General features: G+C 72.5%; 19 protein-coding genes. 8 read left to right on the forward strand and 11 right to left on the reverse strand.

The features are described 5' to 3' along the window. Nucleotides 1-44 precede the first annotated feature (44 nt). The gene (locus tag L1857_RS26950; RefSeq protein WP_116109910.1) at nt 45-1,628 is read right to left on the reverse strand and encodes an FAD-binding protein; all 1,584 of its coding nucleotides are present in this window, start codon (nt 1,626-1,628) and stop codon (nt 45-47) included. 99 nt (nt 1,629-1,727) lie between these two features. Here L1857_RS26950 and kstD point away from each other — a divergent pair, with 99 nt between their 5' ends. The 5 genes from kstD to L1857_RS26975 are packed head-to-tail and all read left to right on the forward strand — an operon-like array spanning nt 1,728 to nt 6,669. Then, nucleotides 1,728-3,395, forward strand: coding sequence for a 3-oxosteroid 1-dehydrogenase (gene kstD / locus L1857_RS26955; RefSeq protein WP_249466648.1), 1,668 nt, complete (start codon nt 1,728-1,730; stop codon nt 3,393-3,395). After that, a complete protein-coding gene (locus L1857_RS26960) occupies nt 3,392-4,528 on the forward strand; it encodes a 3-ketosteroid-9-alpha-monooxygenase, oxygenase component (RefSeq protein ID WP_429727870.1) in 1,137 nt (378 codons plus the stop codon). The genes kstD and L1857_RS26960 overlap by 4 nt, the downstream gene beginning before the upstream one ends. Beyond that, on the forward strand, nt 4,525-4,791 hold the full coding sequence (locus L1857_RS26965) for a hypothetical protein (protein WP_094008250.1): 267 nt from the start codon (nt 4,525-4,527) through the stop codon (nt 4,789-4,791). Before L1857_RS26960 ends, L1857_RS26965 begins: the two co-directional genes overlap by 4 nt. Then, nucleotides 4,781-5,794 (forward strand): ferredoxin--NADP reductase, encoded by a 1,014-nt coding sequence (locus L1857_RS26970; RefSeq protein WP_116109913.1) that lies wholly within the window; start codon nt 4,781-4,783, stop codon nt 5,792-5,794. The genes L1857_RS26965 and L1857_RS26970 overlap by 11 nt, the downstream gene beginning before the upstream one ends. Nucleotides 5,795-5,805: 11 nt before the next feature. After that, nucleotides 5,806-6,669 (forward strand): MaoC/PaaZ C-terminal domain-containing protein, encoded by an 864-nt coding sequence (locus tag L1857_RS26975; RefSeq protein ID WP_094008318.1) that lies wholly within the window; start codon nt 5,806-5,808, stop codon nt 6,667-6,669. On the opposite strand, the gene L1857_RS26980 is transcribed toward L1857_RS26975, so the two are convergent. From L1857_RS26980 to L1857_RS27010, 7 genes are all read right to left on the reverse strand, one after another. Then, entirely contained in the window at nt 6,656-7,222 is a 567-nt protein-coding gene (locus L1857_RS26980; RefSeq protein WP_094008252.1) for a DUF5134 domain-containing protein, read from the reverse strand. The genes L1857_RS26975 and L1857_RS26980 overlap by 14 nt on opposite strands. A gap of 256 nt (nt 7,223-7,478) precedes the next feature. Beyond that, on the reverse strand, nt 7,479-8,648 hold the full coding sequence (locus L1857_RS26985; protein WP_249466651.1) for a lipid-transfer protein: 1,170 nt from the start codon (nt 8,646-8,648) through the stop codon (nt 7,479-7,481). Next, entirely contained in the window at nt 8,645-9,031 is a 387-nt protein-coding gene (locus L1857_RS26990) for a MaoC family dehydratase (protein ID WP_094008254.1), read from the reverse strand. Before L1857_RS26990 ends, L1857_RS26985 begins: the two co-directional genes overlap by 4 nt. Next, entirely contained in the window at nt 9,028-9,894 is an 867-nt protein-coding gene (locus tag L1857_RS26995) for a bifunctional MaoC family dehydratase N-terminal/OB-fold nucleic acid binding domain-containing protein (protein ID WP_116109916.1), read from the reverse strand. Before L1857_RS26995 ends, L1857_RS26990 begins: the two co-directional genes overlap by 4 nt. After that, nucleotides 9,891-11,033 carry an acyl-CoA dehydrogenase family protein gene (locus tag L1857_RS27000; protein ID WP_249466653.1) on the reverse strand — a complete coding sequence of 381 codons (1,143 nt, stop codon included), beginning with the start codon at nt 11,031-11,033 and terminating at the stop codon, nt 9,891-9,893. The genes L1857_RS26995 and L1857_RS27000 overlap by 4 nt, the downstream gene beginning before the upstream one ends. Then, nucleotides 11,033-12,055 (reverse strand): acyl-CoA dehydrogenase family protein, encoded by a 1,023-nt coding sequence (locus L1857_RS27005; protein WP_116109918.1) that lies wholly within the window; start codon nt 12,053-12,055, stop codon nt 11,033-11,035. The genes L1857_RS27000 and L1857_RS27005 overlap by 1 nt, the downstream gene beginning before the upstream one ends. 57 nt (nt 12,056-12,112) lie before the next feature. Then, nucleotides 12,113-13,510 carry a WS/DGAT/MGAT family O-acyltransferase gene (locus L1857_RS27010; RefSeq protein WP_094008258.1) on the reverse strand — a complete coding sequence of 466 codons (1,398 nt, stop codon included), beginning with the start codon at nt 13,508-13,510 and terminating at the stop codon, nt 12,113-12,115. A gap of 38 nt (nt 13,511-13,548) precedes the next feature. Here L1857_RS27010 and L1857_RS27015 point away from each other — a divergent pair, with 38 nt between their 5' ends. Beyond that, nucleotides 13,549-14,793 carry an alpha/beta hydrolase gene (locus L1857_RS27015; protein ID WP_116109920.1) on the forward strand — a complete coding sequence of 415 codons (1,245 nt, stop codon included), beginning with the start codon at nt 13,549-13,551 and terminating at the stop codon, nt 14,791-14,793. Here the strand turns inward: L1857_RS27015 and L1857_RS27020 are convergent. Beyond that, nucleotides 14,790-15,173, reverse strand: a complete 384-nt coding sequence (locus L1857_RS27020) for a YybH family protein (protein ID WP_116109921.1) — start codon at nt 15,171-15,173, stop codon at nt 14,790-14,792. The two genes, L1857_RS27015 and L1857_RS27020, sit on opposite strands and share 4 nt — an antisense overlap. Before the next feature lie 106 nt (nt 15,174-15,279). On the opposite strand from L1857_RS27020, the gene L1857_RS27025 reads away from it, so the two are divergent. Further along, a complete protein-coding gene (locus L1857_RS27025) occupies nt 15,280-15,597 on the forward strand; it encodes a winged helix-turn-helix transcriptional regulator (RefSeq protein ID WP_233157481.1) in 318 nt (105 codons plus the stop codon). Nucleotides 15,598-15,679: 82 nt separating this feature from the next. Here the strand turns inward: L1857_RS27025 and L1857_RS27030 are convergent, their stop codons facing one another. After that, nucleotides 15,680-18,343 (reverse strand): DEAD/DEAH box helicase, encoded by a 2,664-nt coding sequence (locus tag L1857_RS27030; RefSeq protein WP_249467489.1) that lies wholly within the window; start codon nt 18,341-18,343, stop codon nt 15,680-15,682. Between the two features lie 23 nt (nt 18,344-18,366). After that, nucleotides 18,367-20,361: an acyl-CoA dehydrogenase family protein gene (locus L1857_RS27035; RefSeq protein WP_249466656.1), complete on the reverse strand. Its 1,995-nt coding sequence runs from the start codon at nt 20,359-20,361 to the stop codon at nt 18,367-18,369. A 117-nt stretch (nt 20,362-20,478) separates the two neighbouring features. Between L1857_RS27035 and kstR the strand changes: the two genes are divergently transcribed. Then, the gene (gene kstR, locus L1857_RS27040) at nt 20,479-21,114 is read left to right on the forward strand and encodes a cholesterol catabolism transcriptional regulator KstR (RefSeq protein ID WP_094008263.1); all 636 of its coding nucleotides are present in this window, start codon (nt 20,479-20,481) and stop codon (nt 21,112-21,114) included. The last annotated feature ends 89 nt before the right edge of the window (nt 21,115-21,203 follow it).

The raw sequence follows: 21,203 nt of genomic DNA on the forward strand, positions 1-21,203 counted from the left end.
TGCGTTGTCGTCGGCAAGACTAGAACACGTTCTCGTTTTTGTCATCACTCCGCCCGCCGAGCTGCGGAAATTCCGGCTCTCCGTCCGGAAAACACACAGTCGGCGAGCGACAGCCCGCTCACGTACGACCTGGAACAGATTCCCACCGCGGACCGGCCGGCGGCGTACAGACCGGTGATGCCCGCGCCGTCGGCGTCCCGCACCTGACCGGTCGACTCGTCGACGACGAGACCGCCGAGCGTGAGCATCGGGCACGGGAAGCCCAGGCTCGGTTTGATGGAGACGTCGATCAGCGAGTACGGCGGCGTGCGGACCGGCCGCACGTACTCGGCCGGTTTGCCCGCGGGGTCCGCGGCCCCGGCCTCGGCGGCCGCGTTGTAGGCCTCGACGGTCGCCCGCAGCCCGTCCGGGTCGACCCCGGCCGTGCGCGCCACCTCGTCCAGGCTGCGCCCGGACACGCGGCCGCGGTGCAGCAGGTAGCGGGCCTGCAACCACTGGAACCACTGGCTCTCCCGCCGGGCGGTGCGGCGTGCCTCGGCGATCGTCTCGGCGTCGGCGAGCAGCCAGCCCTTGCCGTCGTGCTTGCCGATCATCGCCTCGCCGACCGCGGCGCCGTAGCGGGACTCGTCGATGATCCGCCGCCCGGCCGCATCGACCAGGACGCCCTTGAGCATCGCGCTGGGCGGGGTGACGAACCGCCACGCGGAGATCCGGTGCATCTCGCCGGTCGCCGCGCCCACCGCGGCGGCGAGCCCGATGCCGGATCCGTCGTCGGCGATCGTGCCCAGCGTCAGGCCGCCGCGGTAGGCGGGGGCGTGCTCGCGCACCAGCGCCCGGTTGAAGATGAAGCCACCCGCCGAGATCACCACCCCGCGCCGGGCGGTGATCTCCTCCTCCCGCGCGTACCGCCGCTCCAGCCGCTCGATCCGGTGCTGCAGGGCCTTGCGCACGCTGGGCACGTAGATCCCGGGCTTGGCGGCGTAGCGCGCCATGCGGGCGTGGGCGGCGCGGACCCGGGCGGGCGCGTCGCGCAGCGTCTTCACCCGCACGCCGGTCACCACGCCGCCGTCGACGATCAGCGACTCGGCCCGCGTGCCGGGCAGGACCCGCACGCCGCGATCCCGCGCCGCCCGGGCCAGCCGCGCGAACAGCAGCTTCCCCGACGTGCCCGGCCCCTTGGTGCGGTGTCCGCGCGCGGCCGGTTTCGCCAGGTCGCGGAACCCGCCGGCGGACTCGCTGCCCGAGTAGTACAGGTAGTAGTCGTCGTTGGGGTACGACGTCTTGTACGGGCACAGGCTGCCCTCGAACGGCACCCCGTTGCGCTCCAGCCACTCGATCATGGCCGGGCTCTGCTCGCAGAAGCGCCGCAGCGTCTCTTCGGAGACCGCCTCACCGACCTCGAGCCGCAGGTAGTCGTACATCGCGTCGACCGAGTCGTCGACCCCGGCCTCCCGCTGCTGGGCGGTGCCCCCGCCCGCGTAGACGATGCCGCCGCTCAGCGCGGTCGCCCCGCCCCCGTCGAACCGGTCCAGCACGAGCACGTCCGCACCCGCGTCGGCGGCCTCGATCGCCGCACAGGCGCCGGCCGCCCCGAACCCGATCACGATCACATCCGCCGTCTGGTTCACACCCGCTACCCTAGAACTGAAACACGTTCTCGTCTATCGTGACTGACGGGCCGACGAACAGGCGCTGCGCAATGTGGAACGTGTTACAGCGGAGGTGGCATGACCGACGAGTTCGACGTCGTGGTGGCCGGCAGCGGCGCGGCCGGCCTGACCGCCGCCCTCGCGGCCGCCGACGCCGGCCTGTCCGTGGTGGTGGTCGAGAAGGCGGCCAAGTTCGGGGGATCCACGGCCCGATCGGGTGGCGGGGTGTGGATCCCGGGCAACGAGGCGCTGCGCGCGGCCGGAGTCGAGGACACGCCGGAAGCGGCGCGGGCCTACCTGGAGGCCATCGTCGGCGACGTGGTGCCCGCCGAGCTGCGGCAGGCGTTCCTCGACCACGGCCCCGAGGTGGTGTCGTTCGTGCACCGGGTCACGCCGCTGCGCCTGCAGTGGGTGCCCGGCTACTCCGACTACCACCCCGAGGCGCCCGGCGGCCGGGCCGGTGGCCGCTCGGTGGAACCCAAGCCGTTCGACGGCAAGCTGCTCGGCGCCGAACTGGCCAACCTCGAACCGCCCTACAGCGGCGCGCCGCTCGGCGTGCCGATCACCCAGGCGGACTACCGCTGGCTGAGCCTGCTCGCCCGGCACCCGAAGGGGCCGCTGCGGGTCCTGCGCATCGGCGCGCGCTGGCTCGCCGGGCTGGCCCGCGGCAAGCGGCTGCTGTCGATGGGCCAGGCGCTGGCCGCCGGGCTGCGGGCCGGGCTGCTGCGCGCCGGCGTGCCGGTGTGGCTGGAGACTCCGCTGGTCGACCTGGTCACGGAGGACGACCGGGTCACCGGTGTGGTCGTCCGGCGGGACGGGCGGGAGGAGATCGTGCGGGCGCGCCTGGGGGTGGTGCTCGCCGCCGGCGGGTTCGAGCACAACGAGGAAATGCGCGCGAAGTACCAGCGCAGCCCGATCGGCACCGAGTGGACCGTGGGCGCGAAGGCCAACACCGGCGACGGGATCACCGCCGGGCTCAAGCTCGGCGCGTCGGTCGCCCTGATGGACGACGCGTGGTGGGGCCCGACGATCCCGCTGACCGGTGGTCCGTGGTTCGCCCTCGCCGAGCGTTCGCGGCCCGGCTGCATCCTGGTCAACGCCCGTGGTGAGCGGTTCGTCAACGAGTCGGCGCCCTACGTCGAGGCCGTGCACGCGATGTACGGGCCGGGCGACGGGCCCGCCGAGAACATCCCCACCTGGCTGATCTTCGACCAGCGCTACCGCGACCGGTACATGTTCACCGGCGTCGGGCCGCGGCAGAAGCTGCCCGGGCGCTGGTTCCAGGCCGGGATCGTGGCCAAGGCGCCCACCCTGGCGGAGCTGGCCGCCCGCATCGAGGTGCCGACGGCGGCGTTGGAGGCCACCGTCGAGCGGTTCAACGGTTTCGCCCGGCGCGGTGCCGACGAGGACTTCCACCGCGGGCGCAGTGCCTACGACCACTATTACGGCGACCCCCGCCACAAGCCGAACCCCAGCCTCGGCCCGCTCGAGAAGGCCCCGTTCTACGCGGTCAAGATCGTGCCCGGTGACCTGGGCACGAAGGGCGGGCTGCGCACCGACACCCACGCCCGCGTGCTGCGCGCGGACGGGTCGGTGATCCCCGGGTTGTACGCGGCCGGGAACACCAGCGCCGCGGTCATGGGACACACCTACGCCGGGCCCGGCGCCACGATCGGACCGGCCATGGTCTTCGGGTTCCTTGCCTCACGCCACCTGGCCACCCAGAATCGCACTGGAGGTCGATGATGACTGAAGTCCGCACGATCGACGCGGGTGCGCCGCCGGCGCGGTTCGCCCGCGGCTGGCACTGCCTGGGCCTGGCCGAGACGTTCCGCGACGGGAAACCGCACGCCGTCAACGCGTTCGGCACCAAGCTCGTGGTGTTCGCCGGCGAGGACGGCAAGCTCAACGTCCTGGACGCCTACTGCCGCCACATGGGCGGCGACCTGAGCCAGGGCAGCGTCAAGGGCAACGAGGTCGCCTGCCCGTTCCACGACTGGCGCTGGGGCGGCAACGGCAAGTGCGTGTCGATCCCCTACGCCAAACGGGTTCCGCTGCGGGCCCGCACCCGGTCGTGGATCACGCTGGAGGAGAACAAGCAGCTGTTCGTGTGGCACGACCCGCAGGGCAACCCGCCGCCGCCGGACGTCGTGATCCCCCGCATCGACGGCATCTTCAGCGGCGAGTGGAGCAACTGGACCTGGGACTCGGTGCTGATCGAGGGGTCCAACTGCCGCGAGATCATCGACAACATGGTCGACATGGCCCACTTCTTCTACATCCACTACGCGTTCCCGACCTACTTCAAGAACGTGTTCGAGGGCCACATCGCGACGCAGTACCTCAACACCAAGGGCCGCCCGGACGTCGGGATGGCGTCCAACTACGGCGGCGAGGACAACCTGCTGCGCTCGGAGGCGTCCTACTTCGGGCCGTCGTACATGATCAACACGCTGCTGAACACGTACAAGGGCTTCGAGATCGAGAACGTGCTGATCAACTGCCACTACCCGGTGACGCCGACCTCGTTCGTGCTGCAGTGGGGCGTGAGCGTGAAGAAGCTGCCGGGCGTGTCGGACGAGCAGGCGGACAAGATCGCCGGCAAGTTCGCCAAGAGCATCGGTGTCGGGTTCCGGCAGGACGTGGAGATCTGGAAGAACAAGACCCGCATCGACAACCCGCTGCTGTGCGAGGAGGACGGCCCGGTCTACCAGCTGCGCCGCTGGTACGAGCAGTTCTACACCGACGTCGAGGACGTCACCGAGGACATGACGCGGCGGTTCGAGTTCGAGGTGGACACCACCAAGGCCAACGAGGTGTGGGCGCGGGAGGTGGCCGAGAACCTGGCCCGGCAGCAGGAGGCGGGGGTCGCCGGATGACCACCGCCGAGCGCACCGAGTTCCTCGCCGGTGGCCTGCGGCCGCACGCGTGCGCGTCGTGCGGCACGCGGGTGCTGGTGAAGAAGAACAGCGTCAAGCACACCAGCATCCAGTGGACCACCGACGCGGGCAGCTGCCCGGTGTTCGCGCGGGAGGTGGCCGAGGGGCGCACCACCGCGCTGCTGGACACCTGCCCGAAGCTGGTGGACAGCATCGACGGGGCGGTGCGGGACGGGGAGTTCGGGGTTCTCGATGCCGGATAGCTACACGCTGACCGTCGCCGAGGTGATCGCGGAGACGGCCGAGGCGTCGTCGATCGTGTTCGACGTGCCGGAGGAGCACGCCGCGAAGTTCTCCTACCGGCCCGGGCAGTTCCTGACGCTGCGCGCGGGTGAGGCGGCGCGGTGCTATTCGCTGTCCAGCGCGCCGCACGAGGGCGCGCGACTCAAGGTGACGGTGAAGCGCACCGACGGCGGGTACGGGTCGAACTGGTTGTGCGACAACGTCTCCGCCGGGTCCACTGTGGATGTGCTGGCGCCGGCCGGGGTGTTCACGCCCGAATCGCTGGACGCCGACCTGCTGCTGATGGCCGGGGGCAGTGGCATCACGCCGGTGATGTCGATCCTGAAGTCCGCGCTGGCTTCCGGCGGCGGGCGGATCGTGCTGGTGTACGCCAACCGGGACGAGAAGTCGGTGATCTTCGCGTCCGAGCTGGCGGCTCTGGCGCGGGAGCATCCGGAGCGGCTGGTCGTGGTGCACTGGCTGGAGAGCGTGCAGGGGTTGCCGTCGGTGACGCAGCTGCGCGAGCTGGTCCGGCCCTACGCGAAGTTCGACGCGTTCCTGTGCGGGCCCGAGGCGTTCATGACGGCCGGGAAGCAGGCGGTGAAGGACCTCGGGATGCCGCGCCAGCGGATCCACCTGGAGCGGTTCGTGTCGCTGGGCGGCAATCCCTTCGAGGACAGGGCCGAGGCAGCCGCATCGGAAGAGGCCGGCACGACGGCGTTGCAGGTCGACCTGGACGGCGCGCAGCACTCGTTCTCCTGGCCGCGTCAGGAGAAGCTGCTGGACTTCCTGCTGGCCCGCGGTCTGGACGCGCCGTACTCGTGCCGCGAGGGCCAGTGCAGCGCGTGCGCGTGCCGGATCGTGTCCGGTGAGGTGAAGATGCTGCACAACGAGGTCCTGGATTCCGAGGACATCGCCGACGGCATCGTGCTGGCGTGCCAGTCGGTACCGTTGACCGACGAGGTGTCGGTCACCTACGAGTAGGAGTGCCCGCGTTGCCCATCGATCCCGACGTCGCCATCGGTGCCGAGCTCGACGAGCTGACGTTCGCCTGGACGCCGTCCGACGTGCTGCTCTACCACCTGGCGCTGGGCGCGGGCGCCCGGCCGGCCGATCCGCGGGAGCTGCGCTACACCTACGAGCGGGACCTGCGGGTGCTGCCGACGTTCGCGACGGTGGCGGCGAACCTGCGCATCTACGAGCCGCCCGCGGTGTCCTTCCCGGGAATCGAGGTCGACCTGGCGAAGGTGGTGCACGGGACGCAGGCGGTGACCGTGCACCGGCCGATCCCGGTCGAGGGCAAGGCCGTGGCGCGGACGCGGATCGTGGACGTGCTGGACAAGGGCAAGGCGGCGGTGATCGTCAACGAGACGTCGGTGACGTCCACGGACGGTTCACCCCTGTGGACGGCCCGGTCGAGCATCTTCGCGCGGGGCGAGGGCGGGTTCGGCGGCTCGCGCGGCTCGTCTTCGCGCGTGGAACTGCCGGAACGGGAGCCGGACGCGGTGATCGACACGCCGACGCTGCCGCAGCAGGCGCTGATCTACCGGCTGTGTGGTGACCGGAACCCGCTGCACATCGACCCCGAGTTCGCCCGATCGGCGGGGTTCGAGGCACCGATCCTGCACGGGCTGTGCACGTACGGGATCGTCGCCAAGGCGGTCACGGACGCGCTGCTGGACGCCGACGTCACGCGGGTGGAGTCGTTCTCGGCGCGGTTCGCGGGAATCGTGCTGCCCGGGGAGACGCTGCGGACGCGAGTCTGGCGCGCGGACGAGGGCCTGGTGCTGACGACGACGGCGGTGGAACGCGACGCGCCGGTGCTGGCGGACGCGGTGCTGGCGCCTACAGGCCAGTGACCAGCATGTAGGCCATGCCGGCGCCCATCAGGGCGCGGCAGACCTGGCGGACCGCGCGGTGGTCGCGCAGGCTCTCGGTGCGGGCCCAGCGCGCGCCGATGATCCCGGCGCGGACGCTGTCGACCGCGAAGTAGGCGATCCCGGCCAGGGCGAGCACCGGCCAGGCGAGTTCGCCGGGCATCATGGACATCCAGGGCCCGTCGCCGTGGCCGGGCATCGCGGTGATCATGTACAGCATCGCCGCGGCGGAGACCAGGTGGTGCACGGCGCAGCAGCGCCGCCCCCGCAGCGCGGCGACGAAGAACCAGCCCGCCGTGAGGACGAGGATCGCCTGCCACCCGGCCGCCGGAATGGGCCCCCCGAGCGGCGAGACCATCGCGAGCATCGCCAGGACCATCAGCAGTTCGGCGAGGTCCTGCTGGCGGGCGTCGGCGCTGGTGGCGGCCTCCAGGCGCACCAGCCGGACCACGCTGGGCACCGCCAGCATCGCGAACGCCACCGTCAGGCTCCACGCAACCACGGCCGGGATGTGCACGTCCTCAAGTTCGCCCATGAACGTGTGTGTGCGCTAGAGGTCATCGAGGTGAATTCCACACCGCGAGACGGCGCATCCGGTCCGGCCCCGCCCAGTGGAAATCGCCGGTGTTTGGTTGCGTACTGTGATGGGAACCACAGACCGTAGGCGACGTCAGGAAAGGACGAAAGACGATGCCGGCCACCGAACCGATCACCGACAACCCCACCATGCTCGACGACGACACCCCGCCCGAGACGGTCCTCGCCGACGACGAGAGTCACCTCATCCGCGGCTACGACTGAGCCAGCACCAGCCCGCTCGTCGGCACACCGGTACCGGCCGTCACCAGAACGTGCGACACCGAGGACACCTGGTTGCAGGACGTCCCGCGGATCTGGCGGACCCCCTCGGCGATGCCGTTCATCCCGTGGATGTACGCCTCGCCGAGCTGGCCGCCGTGCGGGTTGAGCGGCAGTGAGCCGTCCAGCTCCAGCGCCCCGGACGCGACGAACCCGGGCGCCTCCCCGCGGCCGCAGAACCCCAGCTCCTCCAGCTGCATCAGCACGTACGGCGTGAAGTGGTCGTACAGCACGGCGACATCCATGTCCGCCGGCCCGGCCCCGGCCTGCGCCCACAGCTGCCGCGCGACCACCCCCATCTCGGGCAGTCCCGCCAGCTCGTCCCGGTAGTAGCTGGTCATGATGTACTGGTCCGGCCCGCTGCCCTGCGCCGCCGCGGCGATCACCGCGGGCGGGCGGCGCAGGTCCCGGGCCCGCTCGACGCTGGTGATCACCAGCGCGACCCCGCCGTCGGACTCCTGGCAGCAGTCCAGCAGCCGCAGCGGCTCGGCGATCCACCGCGACGCCTGGTGCTCCGCCAGCGTGATCGGCTTGCCGTGGAACCACGCGTCCGGGTTCGTCGCCGCGTGCTTGCGGTCCAGCACCGCCACCCGGCCGAAGTCCTCGGTCGACGCACCGTAGTCGTGCAGGTACCGCTGAGCCACCATCGCGACGGTGGCCGCCGGGGTCGCCAGCCCCATCGGGTAGTGGAACGCGTTGTCCACCCCCGACGAGTTCACCTGCCCGGCCGCCGCGGACGACACCTGCCCGAACCGGTGCCCGGACCGCTCGTTGAACGCCCGGTAGGCCACCACCACGTCGGCCACCCCGGTGGCGACCGCCATCGCCGCCTGCTGCACCGTCGCCGCCGCCGCACCGCCGCCGTAGTGGACGCGGCTGAAGAACGTCAGCTCCGGGATGCCCAGCTCCCGCGCCACCGCGATCTCGGCGTTGCCGTCCATCGTGAACGACACCAGTCCGTCCACATCGGACGGGCGCAGCCCGGCGTCGTCCAGTGCCGCCCGCACCGCCTCGGCCGCCAGCCGCAGCTCGCTGCGCCCCGAGTCCTTGGAGAACTCCGTCGCGCCGATCCCGGCGATCGCCGCCTTGCCCGACAGTGTCATGCCGCCAGCTCCACGGTCACCGTGCCGCTCACGTGCGACCCCAGTCCACCGGTCCCGGTCACCTCGACCACCGCGACCCGCCCGTCCACCGACGCGACCCGCCCGGTGAACACCAGCCGGTCCCCGGCGTAGCAGGGCACCCCCAGCTTGATCTTGATCGAGCGCACCAGCGCGTCCGGCCCCGCCCAGTCGGTGACGAACCGCTGCACCAGGCCGGTGTCGGTGAGGATGTTGAGGAAGATGTCCTTCGACCCGCGCGCGACCGCCGCGTCCCGGTCGTGGTGCACGTCCTGGAAGTCCCGCGTGGCCAGGGCCGTGCTGATCACGAACGTCGGCGTGACGTCGAAGGCCAGTTCGGGCAGCTCGGTTCCGGCGGCGATCATCGCGCCACCCGCCAGGCCGGCAGCGTCAGGTCGTCGTCCACCTTCAGGAACGTCGCGGTCACCGGCAGTCCGATGTGGACCTCCGCGGGATCCGCGCCGACCAGTTCGCCCAGCATCCGCACGCCCTCCTCCAGCTCGACCAGCGCGATCACGAACGGCAGCTGCTTGCCGGGCACGGCCGGCCGGTGGTGCACCACGTAGCTGTAGACGGTGCCGCGCCCGCTCGCCACCACCCAGTCCGGCTTCGCGTCCAGGTCGCCGTCCGGTGGCATCGGCCCGGGCGGGTGCCGCAGCACGTCACCCCAGCGCTGGATCCGCAGCTCACCGGCCTTCGTGCCCGCCCAGAAGAACTCGGTGTCCCGGCTGATCACCGGCCGCAACGCACCCGGTGACGAGGGCGGCGGCGCGAACTTCAGCACCCGGAACAGCATGTCGGCGACCAGCTCGTCGCCGACGTACCAGGACGTGCGGGTGGTGACGAACCAGCCCTCGCCCAGCGCGGTGCGCTTCGGCCCCACCACCGACTCCAGCGCGGTCGAGGCCGACACGTGCTCGCCGACCCGCAGGTAGCGGTGGTAGGTCTGCTCGGAGTTCGTCGCGACCACGGACGTGTACCCGGCCTCGTCGAGCACGGCCATCATCGCGCCCAGCGGGTCGTCCGCGGCGCGCTGCCCGTGCAGGCCGTTCATCGTCCACACCTGGGCCATCGCCGGCGGCGCGATCCCCTCGGCGTACCGGGGGTTGGCGTCGCCGATCGCTTCGACCCAGTTGTTGATCATCGCCTGGTTGACCGGATCGCGCGCCAGGCGCCGGGACGACTCGCCCTGGGCGCGGATCCGGGCCGCGGCCTCCTCGACGCTCATCGCGGCACCCTCGGCAGCTTCAGCCCGGCCATCGCGATCAGTTCCCGCTGGATCTCGTTCACGCCACCCCCGAAGGTCAGCACGATGTTGCGTCGCGCCAGCACGTCCAGCCACTCCACCAGCGCGGCGGTGTCCGGATCGGACAGATCGCCGTGCCGCGCCACGATCCCCTCCATCAGCCGCGCCACGCGCTGGATGCGGTCCGAGCCGAACACCTTGGTCGCCGAGGCGTCCGCGATGTCCAGGTCCGCCGCCGCGACCTGCCAGTTGAGCAGCTCGTTGATCCGCACCACGGCGAGCGTCTCGCCCAGCGCGCGGCGCACGTCGGGCTCGCCGAGCAGGTCCCGGGCGGCGGCCCAGGCGCGCACCCGGTCGTAGAGCCCGCCGATCCGCCCGGCCGGGCCGAGCATGACCCGCTCGTGGTTGAGCTGCGTGGTGATCAGCTTCCAGCCCTGGTTCTCCTCGCCGACGCGCATCGACACCGGCACCCGGACGTCGGAGTAGTAGGTGGCGTTGACGTGGTGCGCGCCGTCGCAGGTGATGATCGGCGTCCACGAGTAGCCGGGGTCGCTGGTGTCGACGATGAGGATCGAGATGCCCTTGTGCTTGGGCGCGTCCGGATCGGTGCGCACGGCCAGCCAGATGTAGTCGGCGTCGTGGCCGCCGGTGGTGAAGATCTTCTGCCCGTTGACCACATAGGACTCGCCGTCGCGCACCGCGGTGGTGCGCAGGGACGCCAGGTCCGTGCCGGCGCCGGGTTCGGTGTAGCCGATCGCGAAGTGCACCTCGCCGGCGAGGATCTTCGGCAGGAAGAACGCCTTCTGCTCGGGCGTGCCGTACTCCTGCAGGGTCGGCCCGACGGTCTGCAGCGTCACCGACGGCAGCTGCACGTCGGCGCGGGCGGCCTCGTCGGCGAAGAGGTGCTGTTCGAGGTCGCCGAACCCGCCGCCGCCGTACTCCTCGGGCCACCCGGCGCCGAGCCGCCCGTCGCTGCCCATGCGCCGCACGATGCGGCGGTAGACCTCGCCGTGCCGCTCCCGCAGCAGCGCCTGCCGCTCCTCCGGCGTGATCAGCCCGGCGAAGTACTCGCGCAGCTCGTCCCGCAGTTTCCGTTGCGACGCGGTCAGTTCGATGTGCATCAGCCCTCCACCAGGTCGCCGAGCCGGTCCAGCCGCGTGCTCGCGCCGCCGGTGACCACGGCGAGTTCCTTGACCATCCCGTAGTGGCGGTGCAGCGGGTAGGTGATGTCGACGCCCAGGCCGCCGTGCAGGTGGTGGCACGACGCGAGCGCCTTGGGCGCCTCCTCGGCGAGCCAGTACGCGGCCACGGCCAGGTCCTCGTCCGGATCGAGCCCCTCGGCGAGCCGCCACACGGCGGACAACGCGGCCAGGTGCAGCGTGCGGGAGGTGATGTAGACGTCGGCGATCTGCTGGGCGACCGCCTGGAACGTCGCGAGTGGACGGCCGAACTGCTCGCGCCGCCGCACGTGCTCGGTGGTCAGCGCGAGCGCCCCGGCCACGGCGCCGTCGCCGAGCGCGACCGCACCGGCGAGCGCGAACCGGTGCAGGTCGGCCACCGATCCGTCACGCAGCAGGTCCGCCTCCCCCACCCGAACCCCGGACAGGCGCAGCGACGTGCCGTGCACCTGCGCGCCGTCGGCCCGGGGATCGACGAGGAACACGCCGGTGCCCCACGGCAGCGTGGCCGGCACGAGCACGCACCGGGCCTCCGGCAACGACGGCACCAGGGTCTTCGTGCCGGTCAGCGCCCAGCCCCCGTCCGCGGCCACGGCCTCGGTCGACGGCTGCGTGACGAACGGCGCGGACGGTTCGTGCAGCGCGGCGGTGACGACCACCTCGCCGGAGGCGATCTCCGGCAGCCACCGCGCCCGCTGCTCCGGCCCGCCCAGCCGGTTCAGCGGCAGCACCCCGAGCGCGAGGGCCGCGAGCGCGGGCACCTGCGCGCCCGCCCGGCCCACCTCGGTCAGCACCACCGCGACCTCGGCCGGCCCGAGCCCGTCCCCGCCCAGCTCGGGCGGCAGGGCGAGCGCGAGCAGGCCGGCCTTCGCCAGCGCCGGCCACGCGTGCTCGGGATCCCGGGCCAGGACCTCCGCGGTCAGCGCGGCGATCTCGGCCTGGGTCGCGTCCAGGGTGAAGTCCACACCGGCTCCTCGGCAGCAAGACTGAAACCTGTTCTAGTCTTAGCCGAGGAGTGGCGTTCAGGCAAGGGTCGAGGCCGCGTGCAGCAGTTCCGTCATCTCCTCGCGCATCGCGTCGGCCAGCGACCACAGATCTGGAACGAGTTCTCGCGCGGCGAGCAGGCCGATGTCGACCTTGCCCGCGTAGGACAGCACGGTCACGTTCAGCCCGGCGCCGTGGAACACCGGGCCGAGCGGGTAGAACGCGGTGATCCGCGCGCCGACGAAGTACAGCGGCATCGGCGGGCCGGGCACGTTGGAGACGACCAGGTTGTGCACCACCGGGTGCTTGTCGGCCAGCCGCAGCGCGGAGTAGGCCCGGACCGCGAGCCCGAACAGGCCGGACGGGGCGAACTGGGCCCAGTCCTGCAGCATGTCCGCGTCGATCGAGTGGTGGTGCTCCTTGGCCTGGCGGTTGCTCTCCGCGACCGCGTAGACCCGGGCGGCGGCCTCCGGCAGGTGCGTGGGCAGGGTCGCGAAGAACGCGGACACCTTGTTGTTGCTGTCGCCCTCCTGGCTGGTGCGGTCCAGCGTCGACACCGGGACGGTCGCCACCAGCGGGTCCGTGGGCAGCTCGCCGCGCGCCTGGAGGTACCGGCGCAGCGCGCCCGCGCACAACGCCAGGATCACGTCGTTCACCTTCACCCCGAAGGCGTTCTTCACGGTCTTGACGTCGTCCAGCTCGACGGTGCCGTAGGCGATGGCGCGGACGCTGGAGATGGTCGAGTTGAACGAGGTGCGCGGCGCGGTGAACGGCACCGGCATGCCCTGGCGGCGCAGGGCGCGCCCGAGCCAGCGGGGCGCCATCCCGGCCAGGCCGGGCAGCAGCTTCGCCATCTCCACCGGGCGCCGCGCCAGCTCCTGCACGCTGGTGCGGAGCAGCTCGAGGTGCGAGGGCGGCGCGGGGTTGCGCTCGGGCTCGGGCAACGGCGGAAGTTCACCCGGTTCGGGGCCGGCCAGGTAGGCGATCAGGCTCGCGCCGCCGACGCCGTCGACGGTCGCGTGGTGCATCTTGAACATCACCGCGACCCCGTCGTCCGGGAGGCCCTCGATCACGTACAGCTCCCACAGCGGGCGGCCGCGGTTGAGCGGCTGCCCGGCGAAGTGGGCGCACAGCTCGGCCAGCGTCTCGCGATCGCCGGGCGCGGGCACGGCGACCCGGTGCAGGTGGTGGTCGATGTCGAACGCGTCGTCCTCCACCCACACCGGGTGCAGGAAGTTCAGCGGCGAATTGTGCAGTTTCCGGCGGAACTCCGGGATCGCGGCGATGCGCTCGGCGAGCACGCGCTTGAACTCGGGGAAGCGATATCCGCCCGGTATGGTCGATCCGTCCAGCGTGAGCAGTCCGCACACGTGCAGCACCTGCGAAGACGTTTCCAGGTACAGGAAACTGGCGTCGAGTCCACTCAGCGGTCGCACCTGATAAGGGTAAGCGAGATTGACTACGATCACGGAGTATGCGACCCCGTTTCCTCACCCGCCGGGCGATCCAGCTGGCCCTGACCGCGAACGCGCTCCGCCCGGTGCCGGGGGTGCGGGCCTCGGTGCCCGCGTTCTTCGCCGGGTGGCTGACCGGGGAACTGGCGCCGCACCTGCTCGCGCTGACCGCGGCCGACACGGCGGCGCACCTGGCGCGGCACGGTGCGCGGTCGGTGCCGGACCGGGTCGGGCTCGGCCTGGCCGCGGCCTCGGCCGCCGGGCTGGGGTCGCTGATCGTCACCTCGCAGCGGGCCCGGGGCGCGGTGGAGGACGCGCTGGCCGAGGCGCTCGGGCCGGAGTACGTGGCGGACCTGTCGCGGCCGCCGGACGCGAAGGACCTGGCGACGCCGTGGGGCCAACTGGTGCTGCCGTTCCGGATGCGCAACCCGGACGTGCGGCGGGACCGCAACCTGGCGTACGCGCCGGGCGGCAAGCGGTTCCTGATGGACATCTACCGGCCGCGGGAGCCGGTCGAGGGGCGGCCGGTGCTGCTGCAGATCCACGGTGGCGCGTGGATGATCGACAGCAAGGACCACCAGGGCATCCCGCTGATGCTGCACATGGCGCAGCGCGGGTGGGTGTGCGTGGCGGTGAACTACCCGCTGTCGCCGAAGGCGCACTGGCCGGACCACATCGTCGGGGTGAAGCGAGCGGTGGCGTGGATCCGGGAGCACATCCATGAGTACGGCGGTGACCCGTCGTTCCTGGCCGCGACGGGTGGTTCGGCGGGCGGTCACCTGGCGGCGCTGCTGGCGCTGACCCCGAACGACGCCGGCCTGCAGCCGGGTTTCGCCGAGGCGGACACGTCGGTGCAGGCGTGCGCCCCGCACTACGGCGTGTACGACTTCGCCGCGACGAGCGGTTCGCCGGCGAGCAAGCAGCGGCTGCACGGGCTGCTGGCGAGGTACGTGGTGGGCAAGGACCCGGTGCGGTTCCTGGACGACTACATCGCCGCGTCGCCGCTGGACCGGATCACCGAGAAGGCGCCGCCGTTCTTCGTGATCCACGGCGCGCACGATTCGCTGGTGCCGGTCCGGGAGGCGCACGAGTTCGTCCGCCGCCTGCGGGAGACGTCCGAGCAGCCGGTGGCGTACGCGGAGCTGCCGGGGGCGCAGCACGCGTTCGACGTGTTCCCGTCGATCCGGTCGGCGCACGTGGTGCGCGGGGTGGAGCGCTTCCTGGAGTGGACGTACCTGCGCTGGCTGCGCGACCAGCGGGGCTAGCCGGCGAGGCCGAACGGGTTGTCCACCACGTAGCGCCACCGCCCGTCGCCGCCGCGGCGGGTGATGTCGGTGGCGGTCCCGTCGATGCGCACCGGGCGGCCTTCGCGGTCGGTGCCGTCGATCACCCAGTCCACGATCAGGAGGGCGATCTCCCCGGTGGCGTAGACCTGCCGCGGCCGGACCGTGATCGGCACGCCGAGGGCCTGGAACCGGGCGTTGGCGGCATGCGCGTCGGCGCCGGTCAGCGGCGAGCCCGGCGAGGCGACGAACACGGCGCCGGGTTCGTACAGCTCGGCGATCGCGGCGGGGTCACCGGTGTTGAACCGCTCGGCGAACACGGCGGGCACGTCTTCCGGGCGATCAGCGAGAGGGCGTGGCATGGTGGACCATCCTTTCGGTTGACGACGCCCGCGAACGCTAGGAGACCGCCCCGTGACTCACCAAACGGTTAGCCGCCCGGGCCTGCCCGCGGATCCGCTCGCGGAAGTGGGCGCACCGACGCCGTCCTGCCCGGTGGAGATGACCCTGGATGTCCTGCGCGGCCGCTGGACGACCCTGGTGATCCGCGAGCTGCTGCGCGGTGAGCTCGGGTTCAGCGAACTGCGGGAGCGGCTGCCCGCGCTGTCGGACAAGGTCCTGTCCGAGCGGCTGGCGCACCTCACGAGCAGCGGGGTCGTGGAACGGCATCGCGAGCGCGGCCGGCCGCCCCGGACCCGGTACCGGCTCAGCCCCGACGGGGAGCGCCTGGGGCCGGTGCTGCAAGCGCTGTGGGACTGGGGCGTGGACCGGGCAACCCCAGGTTGATCACCCGCTCCAGGTGGACGCGCGTCGCGATGGGTGCCTTCATCACGGTGCCGAGAGCCCCGGCCGCGGCCCCTGCGCGCGCTCATCCCGGCTTCCCCAGGCGGACGAGCTCCGTCAGCTCCTCGTCGCTCAGCTCCGTGATCCAGTCCTCCCCCGCGCCGATCACGCGTTCGGCCAGGCCGCGCTTCTCCGCGAGCACCCCGGCGATCCGCTCCTCCAGCGTGCCCTCCGCGATGAGCCGGTGGACCTGCACCGGCCGGTCCTGCCCGATCCGGTACGCCCGGTCGGTCGCCTGGTCCTCCACCGCCGGGTTCCACCACCGGTCGTAGTGGATGACGTGCGTCGCGCGGGTCAGGTTCAGCCCGACCCCGCCCGCCTTGAGCGACAGCAGGAACACCGGCACGTCACCGCGCTGGAACCGCGCCACCATCTCCTCCCGCTGCCGCACCGAGTCGGCACCGGAGAGCAGCTGCACCGGCAGCCCCCGTTCGGTCAGCCGCGCCTCCAGCAGCCGGCACAGCCGCACGTACTGGCTGAACACCAGCACGCTCTCGCCCTCGTCGAGGATCACGTCCAGCAGCTCCTCGAACGCGGCGAGCTTGCCCGACCGCCCGGCGACCGGCCCGCTGTCCGCGAGGTACTGCGCCGGGTGGTTGCAGATCTGCTTCAGCTCGGTCAGCAGCTTGAGCACCTGCCCGCGCCGCTGCACGCCCCGCGACTCGCGGATCACCGCCAGGTTCTCCCGCACCACCGCCTCGTACAGGGTGGCCTGCTCGGTGGTCAGCGGCACGTACCGGTCGGTCTCGGTCTTGCGCGGCAGCTCCGGCGCGATGTCCGGGTCGGTCTTGCGGCGCCGCAACAGGAACGGCCGCACCGTCGCGGCCAGGCGTTCGGCACCGCGGGCGTCGCGGTCGCGCTCGACCGGGCGCGCGATCGTGCGGCGGAAGTGCTCCAGCGTGCCGAGCAGCCCCGGCGTCGTCCAGTCCAGAATGGACCACAGTTCGGTGAGCCGGTTCTCCATCGGCGTGCCGGTCAACGCGACGCGCGCCGCGGCCGGGATCCTGCGGAGTTCCTTCGCCGTCACCGAAAGCGGGTTCTTGACGTGCTGCGCCTCGTCGGCCGCGACCAGCCCCCAGTCCACTTCGGACAGCGTCGCCCGGTCGCGGCGCAGCACACCGTAGGTGGCGAGGACGACCTCGTCGGGCGCCAGGTCGTCCAGGTGCCGCCGCCCGCCGTGGAACCGCCGCACCGGGACCTTCGGCGCGAACCGGGCGAACTCACGCTCCCAGTTGCCCAGCAGCGACGTCGGGCACAGCACCAGCGTCGGCCCCGACGGGCGGCGGTGCAGGTGCAGGGCGATGAGCTGGATCGTCTTGCCCAGGCCCATGTCGTCGGCGAGAACACCGCCGAGGCCCAGCTCGGTCATCCGGACCAGCCACGACAGCCCGGTCCGCTGGTACGGCCGCAGCGTGGCCTGCAACTCCGGATCCGGCTCGACCGGCCCGGCCGGGGCACGCAACCGGTGCACGAGACGGTCGAGCGCGGGCGGGGCGGCGAAGTCCAGCTCCTCGTCGTCGAGCCGCAGCTCGCCGGTCAGGGCCGCGGCCAGCGCCTGCGCGCCGGTGACAGCCGGGCGCGCGCGACGCAGGCGTGCCAGCAGGTGGGAGTCGGCGCGCACCCACTGCCCGCGCAGGCGCACCAGCGGGCGCTTGGCCTCGGCGAGCGCGGTGACCTCGGCCTCGCTGAGGGTTCCGCCGCCCAGGCTGAGCTGCCAGCGGAACCGCAGCAGGTCGGTCAGCCGGAACACGGCCCCGCCCTCGCTGCCCGGCGACGGCGTCACGCTCGCCTTGGCCCGCAGCGGTTCGCCGAACACGCCGCGCGGCCACAGCACCTCGACACCGGCGGCCGCCAGGGCGTCGCGGCCACCGTCGAGCAGCTCGACGACCTCGGTGTCGTCCAGGGTCAGCTCGCTGGGCGGGGCGGCGTCGAGCACGCGGCCCAGCGGAGCCCACGCGCGGGCGCCGCGCCGCAGCCCGATGAGCAGCTGCGCCTCTACCTGCTCACCGAAGCGGGACAACACGGCCTCCGGCGCGTCCCACAGCGCGGCCGCGTCCACGACCAGGCTGGGGTCGGCGCGGCTGCGCACGGCGAGGACGCCGGTGAACGCGAAGTCGTCGCCGGTCTCACGCACCTCGACGCGGAGCTGGATCTGCGCGCCGAACGCGGGCCCGTCGGTGACCACGCGGGCCGCGGGGGTGCGGCCGAGCACGTCGGCGGTGGCGTCCCAGAGCGCGCGGACGAGCGTTTCGGGCGAGTGCAGGCGGATGCGCTTGAGGCCGGACAGCGGGAGGGCGTGCGCCTCGGGCGGCAGGGCGGCGGCCAGGTCACGCAGCAGGTCCTCGTCGGCGGTGTCGAGCGGCCCGGCGCGCCAGCTGTCCACACCGGACGGACGCCGGAGCCGGCCGCGGGCGACGAGGTTCAGGCCCGCGGCGACCGCCGCCGACCACGCCCGCACCGAAGGGCTTCCGTCGCTGACGGCGAGCAGGCGCGGGATGGCGCCGGCGAGCGGGAGGACGTGCGCGTCGACCCTGGTGCGGCGGAAGGACTTGCCGGCGCCGGCGGGCAGCACGAGTTCGACCGGTACCGGCCCCGGCTCGTCACCCCAGACGGCGAGCACACCGTCCCGGGGCGGGTCCGAGGGCACGAAGATCGCCCTGGTCGTCTCGGTCCATTCCACGGTGATCACCATAGGCGGGACCACCGACAGTTTCAGGAGCGCGGCAGCCCCAGCAGGCGTTCCGCCGCCACCGACAGCAGGATCTGCGTCGTCCCGCCGGCGATGCTCAGGCAGCGCGTCAGCAGGAACTCGTGCTGGACCGGGGCGGTCTCGCCGGTCACCAGCACCCCCGGCGGGCCCAGCAGCTCCAGGGCGGCCTCGGCCGCGGCCTGCCGGTGCCGCACCCCGATCAGCTTCCGCACGCTCGACTCCGGCCCGGGGTCCTGCCCGGCCAGCCGCCGCAGCGTCGAGCGCAGGTCGAGCAGCGCGCACGCCGACCCCTCCGCCACCAGCGCGCCCAGCCGCTCCAGCACCGCGCCGTCCGGATCTCGCACCGACGCCAGCAGCGTCTCCACGGCCTCCCCCACCGACGAGCCCCCGCTCATCGCCACGCGCTCGTTCGCCAGCGTCGTCCGGGCCAGGTGCCAGCCGCCGTTCACCTCGCCCACCACGTTCTCCGCCGGGACGAACACGTCGTCCAGGAAGACCTCGTTGAACCGCTCCACCCCGGTGATCTCGCGCAACGGCCGGACGTCGATCCCCGGCGACGACATGTCGACCAGGAAGTACGTGATGCCCCGGTGCTTGGGCGCGTCCGGATCGGTGCGCGCCAGGCAGATCGCCCAGTCCGCCTCCCGCGCGAGCGAGGTCCAGACCTTCTGCCCGGACAACACGAACCCACCCTCCACCGGCCGGGCCCGCGTGCGCAGCGAGGCCAGGTCCGAACCGGCGCCGGGTTCGCTGAACAGCTGGCACCAGGTCAGCTCGCCACGCAGGGTCGGCAGCACGAACCGCTGCCGCTGCTCGTCCGTGCCGTGCTCCAGCAGGGTCGGCACGGCCCAGGCGCCGATCACCAGATCGGGCCGCCGCACCCCGGCCCGCGCCAGTTCGGCGTCGATCACCAGCTGCTGCGCCGGTGTCGCGTCCAGACCGTAGGGCGCGGGCCAGTGCGGCACCAGGTACCCGGTGGACGCCAGCCGCTCGCGCCGGTCCCCCTCGGGCAGCGCGGCGATCTCCTCGACGGTGGCCCGCACGGCCGGGTCGAAGTGCTCCGACAGGTCGACCGCCAGGTCCCGCCGCACCCCCGCGAGCGCCAGCGACGCTGCCGAGCGACGCCAGGCCGCCGAACCGCCCAGCCACTGCCGCAGCGCCACCGCGCGGCGCAGGTACCGGTGCGCGTCGTGCTCCCAGGTGAAGCCGATCCCGCCGAGCACCTGGATGCAGTCCTTCGCGGTGTCCACCGCCGCGTCCAGCGCCCCGGCAGCCGCGACCGCCGCGGCGAACTCGTGCTGCTCCGGCGACTCGTCCGCCGCCCGGGCCGCGTCCCACGCCAGCGCCCCGGCCAGCTCGGCCCGGCACAGCATCTCCGCGCACAGGTGCTTGACCGCCTGGAACGACCCGATCGGCCGGCCGAACTGCTCTCGCACCTTCGCGTACTCCGCCGCCGTCGCCACGCACCACCGCGCGATCCCGGCCGCCTCGGCCGCGGCCAGCGTCGCCGCGAAGATCCGCGGGTCGCCGCCCTCGAACACCGTCCCGTCACCGTCGCGGAGCCGGCCGAACGAGCGGGACAGGTCGAACGACTCGATCCCCTCCGCGCCGGACTCGCGGACGCTCCAGGTGTCACCGTCGGCCACCAGGACGTGCGTGGCGTCCGCGTCGAGCACCGGCCCATCCGGCGACAACGCCACCCCCGCGCTCGCCGAACCGTCCGCGAACGCCGGGAGCAGCTCCTTCGCCACCGGCGATTCGCCGTGACGCGCGAGCACCAGCGCCGCCAGCACCGTCCCGAACACCGGCCCCGGCACCAGCGCGGCCGCGGCCTCCTCGACCGCCACCACGGCGTCGGCGACCGTTCCGCCCGCGCCGCCCAGCTCCTCCGGCACCCCGATGCCGAACACGCCGATGGCCGCCAGGTCGTCCCTGCTCCGGCCGCCGGAGCGGATCGTCCCGGCGAGCGCGCGCTGCTCCGCGGTGAGGACTGACATGCGGCTCACTATAGAACGTGTTTCAGTTTTGTGGCCAGATCCACTCGATGCGCGAGATCAGCAGGCGGACCGGTAAGCTGTCGGGTGAAACTGAAACAAGTTCCGGAGCAGGTGCCGATGGCCGCGAAAGCGAAGACGTCCACCCCACCCAAGAACGGGATGAGCGCGTTGTCCAGCGACGAGCTCGGGTCCGCCGCGCAGCGGGACCGGCGACGGCGCATCATCGACGCGACCCTGGCGCTGGCGTCCAAGGGCGGGTACGACGCCGTCCAGATGCGGGCGGTGGCCGAGAAGGCCGACGTCGCGCTGGGCACCCTCTACCGCTACTTCCCGTCGAAGATCCACCTGCTGGTGTCGGGTCTGGCGCGGGAGTTCGAGCGCGCGCACGAGAAGCTGCAGCGGTCGAGCATCCCGGGCGACACGCCGAGCGAGCGGCTCATCTTCGTGCTCAGCCGCAACACCCGGCTGATGCAGCGCGATCCGCACCTGACCGAGGCGATGGTCCGGGCGTTCATGTTCGCCGACACCACGGCCGCCGCCGAGGTCGAGCAGGTCGGGCGGCTGCTGGAGAGCATGTTCGCGCGCGCCATGGGCATCGCGGAGCCGACCGAGCACGACCGCGCGGTCTTCCACCTCATCGCCGACGTGTGGATGGCGAACCTGGTCGCGTGGGTCACCCGGCGCGCCTCCGCCGCCGACGTGGCGAACCGGTTGGAGCTGTCGGTGCACCTGCTGCTGGACAACACGCGCTGACACCCTTTCGTCGCTCGCCGTCACGATTGCCGGGAGCCGTCTGGCAGGCGGCTGTAAGTTCCCTGTAGATCACGGAAAACCGGGGTCCG

Source organism: Amycolatopsis thermalba, assembly GCF_023376025.1.
GTDB lineage: Bacteria > Actinomycetota > Actinomycetes > Mycobacteriales > Pseudonocardiaceae > Amycolatopsis_E > Amycolatopsis_E thermalba.